At 67.4% G+C, this 9,820-nt stretch carries 6 protein-coding genes and 1 riboswitch; of the genes, 4 read left to right on the top strand and 2 right to left on the bottom strand.

The genetic code is table 11. From position 1 onward, the window contains the following. Positions 1-50: 50 nt before the first annotated feature. The gene (locus ABZW16_RS32010; protein ID WP_354959821.1) at positions 51-1,373 is read right to left on the bottom strand and encodes an aminotransferase class V-fold PLP-dependent enzyme; all 1,323 of its coding nucleotides are present in this window, start codon (positions 1,371-1,373) and stop codon (positions 51-53) included. A gap of 46 nt (positions 1,374-1,419) precedes the next feature. Continuing rightward, positions 1,420-1,533, bottom strand: a riboswitch (SAM riboswitch). A gap of 117 nt (positions 1,534-1,650) precedes the next feature. Between ABZW16_RS32010 and ABZW16_RS32005 the strand changes: the two genes are divergently transcribed. Further along, entirely contained in the window at positions 1,651-2,283 is a 633-nt protein-coding gene (locus ABZW16_RS32005) for a LysE family translocator (RefSeq protein ID WP_354959820.1), read from the top strand. A gap of 60 nt (positions 2,284-2,343) precedes the next feature. On the opposite strand, the gene ABZW16_RS32000 is transcribed toward ABZW16_RS32005, so the two are convergent. Next, positions 2,344-3,768, bottom strand: coding sequence for a DHA2 family efflux MFS transporter permease subunit (locus ABZW16_RS32000; protein WP_354959819.1), 1,425 nt, complete (start codon positions 3,766-3,768; stop codon positions 2,344-2,346). Positions 3,769-3,849: 81 nt separating this feature from the next. Here ABZW16_RS32000 and ABZW16_RS31995 point away from each other — a divergent pair, with 81 nt between their 5' ends. From ABZW16_RS31995 to ABZW16_RS31985, 3 genes are all read left to right on the top strand, one after another. Then, positions 3,850-4,272 (top strand): MarR family transcriptional regulator, encoded by a 423-nt coding sequence (locus ABZW16_RS31995; protein WP_354959818.1) that lies wholly within the window; start codon positions 3,850-3,852, stop codon positions 4,270-4,272. A 164-nt stretch (positions 4,273-4,436) separates the two neighbouring features. Beyond that, positions 4,437-8,462: a Pls/PosA family non-ribosomal peptide synthetase gene (locus tag ABZW16_RS31990; protein WP_354959817.1), complete on the top strand. Its 4,026-nt coding sequence runs from the start codon at positions 4,437-4,439 to the stop codon at positions 8,460-8,462. After that, a complete protein-coding gene (locus ABZW16_RS31985; protein WP_354959816.1) occupies positions 8,462-9,817 on the top strand; it encodes a M1 family metallopeptidase in 1,356 nt (451 codons plus the stop codon). The genes ABZW16_RS31990 and ABZW16_RS31985 overlap by 1 nt, the downstream gene beginning before the upstream one ends. Positions 9,818-9,820: the final 3 nt, after the last annotated feature.

Raw genomic sequence — 9,820 nt, 5'->3', positions numbered from 1 at the left:
GACCTTGCCGGCGCTCTTCCCACCCCCAAACCCGCTTATTCAGCAGTCTCCTAGCCGATCACGCAGGGTGCGGCGCCGTCCGCGGCATTGGTGCTGGTGAAGGGGCGGGTCTCGGGAGTCGGATTCCACAGCCCGTCGGTGCAGGCGTAGTTCCAGCTCGCGCCGTTGGCGACGAGGGTGGCAATGGCCTCGATCAGACGGTCCACATCGGCGGAACTGGTGCCGAGGCCGATGCTGGCACGCAGCGCGCCGTCGAGGCCGAGGCGCGCGAGCAAGGGGTGGGCGCAGAAGCGGCCGTCGCGAATGCCGATGCCGTGTTCGGCGGAGAGGTAGGCCGCGACCTGGCCGGGAGCGAAACCGTCCAGGGTAAAGGCGACGATGCCGACACTATCCGGGCTGTCGTCCCAGATGCGCAGCAGGTTGACACCGGGAATGGCGGACAGGCCGGTGCGCAGCCGATCGGCGAGCAGATGTTCGTGAGTGGCAAGGGATTCGGGATCGATCGCACAGAGCGCGTCACATGCGGCGGCGAGCGCGGCCGCACCGAGGACATTCGGGGAACCGGCCTCATGACGCTGCGGAGCGGGTGCCCACTCCGTGCGGGTAACACCGACCTCGCGGACCGCGCCGCCGCCCGCCAGATACGGTTCGGCGGCATCGAGCCAATCCCGGCGTCCGACAAGCACTCCCGCGCCGAACGGCGCGTAGAGCTTGTGCCCGGAAAAGGCGAGGTAGTCGATGCCGGTGTCGCGCAGGCTGATCCGACGATGCGGCGCCAGTTGGGCGGCATCGACCAGGATGCGGGCGCCGCACTGGTGCGCGATGGTGGCCAGGCGCTCGAGCGGCAGTACCTCACCGGTCACATTGGAGGCGCCGGTGACCGCCAGCAATGCGGCTGGCCTACTGCACAATTCGGCGATGAGCTGGCGGATGGTCTCCCCGACGGTCGCCGCGGCCCGGACGACGCGGCGACCATGCCGGGTCCACGGCAGGAAGTTCGCGTGATGCTCGATATCCAGCACCACGGTGTCACCGGGAACGCAGGCGGCGAGCAGGTTGAGCGAATCGGTGGTGTTGCGGGTGAATACCACCACCTGGTCGTCGGCGGCATCGAGGAAACGCGTGACCGAACCGCGGGCCGCTTCGTAGCACTCGGTGGAGATCCGCGAGGCGTAGCCCGCGCCGCGGTGCACACTCGCGTAGTACGGCAGCAACTGCTGCACCCGATCGGTGACCTGCGCCAATGCCGGTGCGCTCGCGGCGTAGTCGAAGTTGGCGTAGGTGGTCGTCCCGCCCTGGACCAGCGGTACCCGGAGATCGTCGCCGGAGACCCGGGCGAAGACGGAACAGGTCTGGTCAACGACAGCAGTCATCACAAAATCCCATCAATTATGGGACCCGTAATCAGGTGATTATCCGAGTCCGCGCTTGCCGCACCCGGTCGGGCTGCGGCCCGGTCGTCACCCGGAGCACCCCACCGCGGAGGAGGGTTGCCGACCAGCTAGCCGGGGCTTGACGCTGGTACTCATGACCTGAACCGAGATTGGCAGATGCCGCACCGCCGTGTCAACCGCCGTTTTCGCCAGTGCATATACATGCACTCAAATAAATAACCTTGCAAAGCCGGGCGATCTGCGATCTCATCGAGAGGTGACGCTTTCCCTGCTGCTCAGCTTTGTCGGCCTGTGTGTTCTGCTGTCGATCACGCCCGGCCCGGACTCGTTCCTGGTGCTGCGATTCTCGATCGTGGACGCACGCCCCGGCATCGCCGCGGCAGTCGGTTCGGCGCTGGGCGGCATCGTCTGGGCGGTGGTGGTCGCGGCGGGGGTTGCCGCACTGCTGGAACAGTCCGCGACGGCCTACCGGACACTGAAGGTCATCGGCGGAATCTACTTGGTGTACTTGGGAATTCGGGCGTTGATCGAGCACCGCAAACAGCGCGGGACCAGCGCGCAGGTGTCCGGTCAGCCGAGCGTGGGCGAGGCGACCTCGATTCGCTCGGCATTCGCCGCGGGCCTGGTGTCGTGCATATTCAACCCGAAGGTCGGTCTGTTCTACCTGGCGGTACTGCCGCAGTTCCTCACCGACGTCACCTTCGCGAACACCCTCGCGCTCGGCGCCATCGAAAGCACCATCGCGGCCGTGGAGATGATCCTGCTCGCCCTGCTCGCCTCCCGGGCGGTAGCCATGCTGCGCCGCCCCCGGGTTCGCGATCGGCTGGAGCAGATCAGCGCGGCGATTCTCGCCGCACTCGGTATCGGCACCGCCGCCTCAGCCGCGTAATCCATTGTGCGCCTTGTCGACAGCCACCTCCGGTCGCCGTCGACAAGGCGCACGGCATCGCTATTTCGGCTGAATCTCCTTGCGCCACAGCAGCACCGACGCGATCAGGGAAACCACCGCGGCAGCGGTGAGCCACCAGAACGCCTGCCGGAACCCGGCATCCACCGGCAATCCGGCGGCCGCCGCGCGATACAGCACAACCGCCAGCAACGCGGCCCCGATCGACCCGCCGACCCGCTGCAGAATATTGACGAACGACGCAGCATCCGGCATCTGCTGAGGTCGCACCGCCGCGTAGGCCGCGGCGACGATGGGCATTCCGGTCAACCCGGTCGCCATGCCCCGAATCAGCAAAAGCGCCTGTATCACAACAGGATTCATCGAGGCATCGCCGAGCGCGAACGGCACCGTGACGGCGACCGTGACCGCACTGCCGACCACCGCGACAACACCCCCGCCGTACCGATCGGTCAACCGGCCGCCGATCGGCATCGCGATAATGCCGCCGAGCCCGAACGACATCAGCAGCAATCCGGTCGCTATCAGACCTTCGCGGTGCAGGACCTGAAAGTACAACGGCAGCACCAGCATCGACCCGAACATCGAGGCACCGGCGAAGAAGTTCGCCACATTCGCCGTCGCGAACACCGGGTGCCGGAACAGTCCGACATCGAGCAGATGCGCACCGCGCCCGCGCACCGACCGCGCCACGAAGAGTCCGAGTGCCAGCGCGCCGAGCAGCACCGAAACCCACACCGTCGGCGCGGAAACGCTACCGCGACTACCGAATTCGCCGAGCCCGTAGACCAGTGCCGACAGACCGACGCCGATCAACGCAAATCCGGTGGTATCGAATCGGCCCCCGGTATCCGCCGTCGCCGCCCGCGGCAATACCCGGCGCGCCAGTACGAACGCCACCAGCCCGAACGGGATATTGATCAGGAACAACCACTGCCAGTCCAGGTTCGCGAGCATGATTCCGCCGATCGTCGGCCCGATCGCGGGCGCGGCGACCACCGCGATCCCGACCACACTCATCACCCGACCCAGCCGATGCGGACCGGCGACCTGACCGATCAGCGTCTGCCCAGCGGGAACCAGCAAACCCGCAGCCAACCCCTGCGCGATCCGCAACCCGATGAGCCAATCGATATTCGGCGCGAGCACGCACAACCCCGAGGTGACGGTGAACCCGGCGAGTGCGCTCAACCAGACCCGATCCATCCCGAACCGGCGTCCGAGCCAACCGCACAGCGGCAGCGTCACGGCCAGTGCCAGCAGATATCCGCTCGCAATCCACTGCGCACTGTCCAGCGCCGCACCGAGATCCGTAGCAATGGTGTTCAGGCCGATATTGACCAGTGACGTATCCAACATGCTCATCACGGCGCCGAAGACCACCACACCGGCGACCCGCCATACCCGCGCCGGAATCGGTTCGAGTGCGGGCGCGGTGGCGGCGACGGCCGTTCGAGTATCCGACATGGATCCTCCGCTATTTGTAGACTACCTAGATTGTGGAGGTTATCAACAACCGCATGTATCAACAATAGATACAATTACCGAATGCCCGCCGACCACATCCACCCCCGCGGCCTACTCCGCTTCCCGACCTATGCGCTCGGCAAGCTGCACAAGGCCGTGCACGCCGAAATGGGCACATCCCTGCGCGAACATTGGGTGCTGGTCTGCCTGGAGGAGTTCGACGACCTGTCCCAGCAGCAGGTCTCCACCGCGCTCGGCATCGATCGCAGCGAGGTGGTGCGGCTGATCGATGGCCTGGAAGACGCCGGATTCGTGGTCCGCACCCGCGATTCGACGGACCGGCGCAAGTACCGGCTTTCCATCACCCGGGCCGGACGGGCCGAGCGCCGCAAGACCGATGAACTCATCGAACAGGCCGCCGAGCGGGTGCTGCACCGGCTCGACGACGAGGAGCGGCGCACCCTGCATCGCCTGGCCCTGAAGGCGCTCGGCGAAGACCTCTGAGCCAGCCGCCGCCAACCGACCACCCGGTTCGGTCGACGACAACATGCCGATACCGCAGGTACCGTAGACAGTTGGTCACCGTGGTGTTTGCCCACTGGTAACCATCTTGTGGAACAACAACGGGGAAAGCGCTAGGCAGGTCTATGAGAGGTGGGCAGGACGTAATGCTGCAGCCGCAGGTCGACACCGCGCCGGGCAAGGACCAGGCGACGGGGCTCCCGACGCCAAACCCCTTGCTACGCGCCGCACTCGCGCCGCAGGCCAGGACCCTTGTCGACGTTCTGAACAGCACCGCACAGGCCCACCCCGAGGCACCCGCGATCGATGACGGCCGCCTGGTGCTCAGCTATACCGAGTTGCTGTCCGAAATCGATGCCGGTGTCGTCCGATTGATCGCGGCGGGCGTGCGCCCGGGCGATCGCGTCGGCGTCCGCATGCCGTCCGGTTCGCATGAGCTCTACGTCACAATCCTGGCCATTCTCTATGCCGGTGCCGCCTATGTCCCGGTGGACGCCGACGATCCGGAGGAGCGCGCCCGACTGGTCTTCGGCGAAGCCCGAGTTACCGCCATCGCGACGGCCGAGGGCATCGAACCGACGGTCGCGGCCGCCGAACGAACCGATCGACACCCGGAAACGACCGCCGCCGAATCGACCGTTCGCCCTACCACCGACGACGACGCCTGGATCATCTTCACCTCCGGATCCACCGGAACCCCGAAGGGCGTCGCGGTCTCGCACCGCAATGCCGCGGCATTCGTCGACGCCGAGGCACGCCTGTTCCTCCAGGACGCCCCGATCGGGCCCGGCGACCGGGTCCTGGCCGGACTCTCGGTCGCCTTCGACGCCTCCTGTGAGGAGATGTGGCTGGCCTGGCGCAATGGCGCCTGCCTGGTGCCCGCGCCGCGCGCCCTGGTCCGCACCGGCGCGGATCTCGGCCCCTGGCTGGTCCGTCGCGAGATCAGCATCGTCTCGACGGTGCCCACATTGGCCGCGACCTGGCCCGCCGAGGCGCTCGACCCGGTCCGGCTGCTGATCTTCGGCGGCGAGGCGGTGCCGCCCGAACTCGCCGAACGCCTTGCCGGACGGCCCGCGGCGCGAGCGGCGGACTCGGACGAGGAAGCGGATCACGAAGGGCCGGGCGAACGCCGTTCGGACCGCGAGGTGTGGAATACCTACGGCCCCACCGAAGCAACGGTGGTCGCATGTGCGGCCCTGCTCGACGGCGGCTTCCCGGTCCGGATCGGACTCCCGCTGGACGGCTGGGATCTGACGGTCGTCGATGCCGAGGGCAATCCGGTGGGCGAGGGCGAATCCGGTGAACTCGTGATCGGCGGCGTCGGCCTGGCCCGCTATCTCGATCCGGCCAAGGACGCCGAAAAGTACGCTCCCCTACCGTCACTCGGCTGGGACCGGGCCTATCGCAGCGGCGATCTGGTCCGCAATGACAGCGAGGGGCTGGTCTTCCTCGGCCGCGCCGACGATCAGATCAAACTCGGCGGCCGCCGTATCGAACTCGGCGAGATCGATAACGCACTACAGCATCTGCCCGGCGTGACCGGGGCCGCCGCCGCCATCCGATCCACCAAGGCGGGCAATAAGATCCTGGTCGGCTATCTCACCGGTACCGCACCGGATTTCGACCTGTCCGCGGCCAGAGCCCAACTCGCCCAACGACTCCCGGCCCCACTGGTCCCCAGGCTCGCCATCGTCCCCGATCTGCCGACCCGCACCTCGGGCAAGGTCGACCGCAACGCCCTGCCGTGGCCGCTGCCCAACGAGACCGACGGCCCGCGCGCCGACCTCACCGAAACCGAGCAATGGATCGCCGGGCTGTGGGATTCGATTCTCGGCGCCGAGGTCACCGGCCCCGACGGCGACTTCTTCGATCTCGGCGGCGGCTCGTTGGCGGCCGCCCAACTGGTCACCGCCCTGCGCGAACGTTATCCGCGCATTGCCGTGGCAGACCTGTACGACCATCCGCGCCTCGGCGCACTCGCCGAACTACTGGACGAGACCGCACCATCAGAGACGGTCGAAACCCGCATCGTGCGCCCCACCCCGCGCAGCGCCCAGTGGGCACAGGTACTCGCCACCGTCCCGCTGAGCACCCTCACCGGCATGCAGTGGCTCACCTGGCTGGCCATTGTCGGGAATATCGCGGGCTGGTCCGGCTCGCTGCCTTGGCTGCCGCATCTTTCGTGGTGGTGGACGCTGGCCGCCTTCCTGCTGTTCATCTCCCCGCCCGGTCGCATGGTGATATGCGCAACGGGTGCGCGGGTGCTGTTGCGCGGCGTCGCGCCGGGCAGCTACCCACGTGGCGGGTCGGTACATCTGCGGCTGTGGGCCGCGGTCCGGCTGTCCGAGGCCAGCGGCGCCGAAAGCCTTTCCGGCGCACCGTGGATGGTGCCGTTCGCGCGGGCACTCGGCGCCAAGATCGGCACCGGTATCGATCTGCACACCCTGCCGCCGGTCACCGGCATGCTCGAACTCGGCGACGGTTGCAGTGTGGAACCGGAGGTCGACCTCTCGGGTTACTGGATCGATGGCGATATCGTGCACATCGGGCCGATCACCATCGGCCCCGGCGCCGTGATCGGCGCGCGATCGATCCTGCTGCCCGGCAGCAAGATCGGCAAGAACGCCGAGATCGCGCCGGGCTCCTCGGTGGCCGGCAAGGTCAAGGCCGAACAGGAGTGGGCGGGCTCGCCGGCCACGAAGGTCGGCAAGGCACCGCACCGTTGGCCGGAAAACACCCCCGCCAGGGCCGCACATTGGGTCGCGATCTTCGGCGTGACCTCGATGGCATTGGCGGCCATGCCCATTCTCGGCCTGGCCACCGGCGGCGCGTTCATCGCCTGGTTCATCCGCGATGCGACCACGCTCGCGGGCGCGCTCGGGCGCGGCTTCGCGATCCTGCCCGTCGCCACCCTGCTCAGCCTGACCATCTACGCGGTGACGACGGTGCTCGCGGTCCGACTGCTCAGCATCGGACTCACCGAGGGCCATCACCCCGTCCGCAGCCGGGTCGGCTGGCAGGCCTGGGCCACCGAACGCCTGCTGGATTCGGCGCGCACCTTCCTCTTTCCGCTCTACGCCAGCCTGCTGACCCCGCTGTGGCTGCGGCTGCTCGGTGCGAAGGTCGGCAAGAGCGTCGAGGCCTCCACGGTGCTGCTGCTGCCGAAGTTCACCACCGTCGCCGACGGCGCGTTCCTCGCCGACGACACGATGATCGCCAGCTACGAACTCGGCGGGGGCTGGCTGCGCATCGGCGATGCCAAGGTCGGCAAGCGCGCGTTCCTCGGCAATTCCGGAATGACCGCGCCCGGTCGGCGGGTGCCGAAGAACGGTCTGGTCGCGGTGCTCTCGGCCGCGCCGTCCAAGGCCAAGGCGGGTTCGTCCTGGCTCGGCAGCCCGCCGGTCCGACTGCGCCGCGCCTCCGAAACCAGCAATACCGAGCGCACCTTCGATCCGCCCCCACGCCTCAAGGTTTTCCGCGGCATCGTCGAAACCTGCAGGTTGATACCGGTACTGGTGACCTTCGCGATCGGCCTCGGTGTGCTGTTCACATTGGCCTGGATCGCGGAATCGGTGGGCTATCCGGCCGCCGCGCTGCTCAGCGGTGTGGTGCTGCTGGCCGCTGGTGCGATCGCGGGCACCAGCTCGGTCATCGCGAAGTGGTTGCTGGTCGGGCGAATCGGCGCCGAGGAACATCCGCTGTGGAGTTCGTTCGTCTGGCGCAATGAGGTTGCCGACACCTTCGTCGAAACCGTTGCCGCGCCCTGGTTCGCGCGGGCCGCGACCGGCACCCCGGTGCTGAATCTGTGGCTTCGTGGACTCGGCGCAAAGATCGGTCGCGGGGTATGGTGCGAGTCCTACTGGCTACCGGAGGCGGACCTGGTGACACTCGGTGACGGCGCGACCGTGGAACGAGGCTGTGTGGTGCAAACCCACCTCTTCCACGATCGAATCATGGCCATGGACACCGTCACCCTCGGCGCCGGTGCCACGCTCGGACCGCACTGTGTCGCGCTGCCCGCCGCGAGCATCGGCGACGGCGCGACCATCGGTCCCGCGTCGCTGGTCATGCGGGGTGACACCGTCCCGGCGTCCAGTCGCTGGTGGGGAAATCCGATCGCGCCGTGGTCCAGTGCGGCGCCGAGGCCGAGCGAGGTCGGAGCAGCCAACTGATGCGGGGCAAGTTCTACGAAGAGCCCATCGACGAATACCTACCGCAGAACGGAAATCGGGGCTACCGGGTATCGCGATACGAACTGGAGCTCACCTACAAGGTCACCAGCAACCGCCTGGCAGGCCGCGCCGCGATCACCGCGGTGACCACCGGGGTGAGCGATCGTTTCGCACTCGATCTGTCCCAAGCGCTCACCGTCGCCAAGGTCTTCGTCAACGGGGCCAAGCCTGCGAAGTACGTCCACCAGCACGGCAAGCTGGTGATCACCCCGCAGCATCGGATTCCGGCGGGCGGGGTGCTCGGACTGGTCGTGCAATACGCGGGCGTTCCGAAGCCGGTGCGCGGGCCGTGGGGTGAGGTCGGCTGGGAGGAACTGACCGAGGGCGCCCTGGTCGCCAGCCAGCCCAATGGCGCCGCATCCTGGTTCCCCTGCGACGATCATCCGAGTTCCAAAGCCAGCTACCGGATTTCGATCACCACCGATACCCCGTATTACGCGCTGGCCAACGGCACCCTGGTCCGCAAGCAGACCAAGGCGAGCCAGACCACCTGGGTCTACGAACAGCCCGAACCGATGTCGAGCTATCTGGCCACCATCCAGATCGGGCCGTACCAGAAGCACCGGTTCGATGCTCCGCACGGTTCGGTGGCGATGCAGGCCGTCGCCCCGGCCCGGCTGCGCGCCAATTTCGAGCACGACTTCGCCCGCCAGTCGAAGATGATGGAGCTGTTCATCGAGAAGTTCGGCCCCTATCCCTTCGACGGCTACACCGTCGTCATCACCGACGACGACCTCGAGATCCCGATCGAGGCCCAGGGCATCTCGGTCTTCGGCGCCAACCACTGTGACGGCCGCCGCGGCGCGGAACGCCTTGTCGCACACGAACTCGCGCACCAGTGGTTCGGCAATAGCCTCACCATCCGGCAGTGGCGCGATATCTGGCTACACGAAGGCTTCGCCTGTTATGCCGAATGGATCTGGTCCGAGGCCGCGGGCGGGCCGACCGCCGATCAGCTGGCGCGCGCCGCCCGGCACAATCTGTCCAGGGAACCGCAGAACATCATCATCGGCGATCCGAGCCCACAGCGCATGTTCGATGATCGCGTGTACAAGCGCGGCGCGCTCACCCTGCACGCACTGCGCCTCGAACTCGGCGAGCGGGCCTTCTGGGAGCTACTGCGCGAGTGGACGATTCGCTATCGACACGCCTCGGTCAGCACCGAGGAATTCACCGATCTGGCCGGCCATTACAGCCTGGTACCACTGCGGCCGCTATGGGATGCCTGGCTGCTCGCCCAACCGCTGCCGCAACTGCCGCCGATCGGCGGACAGGCCAATACGACATCGCGTTGACGC

The sequence above is a fragment of the Nocardia sp. NPDC004604 genome (genome assembly GCF_040609795.1).
Taxonomy (GTDB): domain Bacteria; phylum Actinomycetota; class Actinomycetes; order Mycobacteriales; family Mycobacteriaceae; genus Nocardia.
Note: the sequence above shows the minus strand (reverse complement) of the source record. Positions and strands in the feature narration are given on the sequence as shown.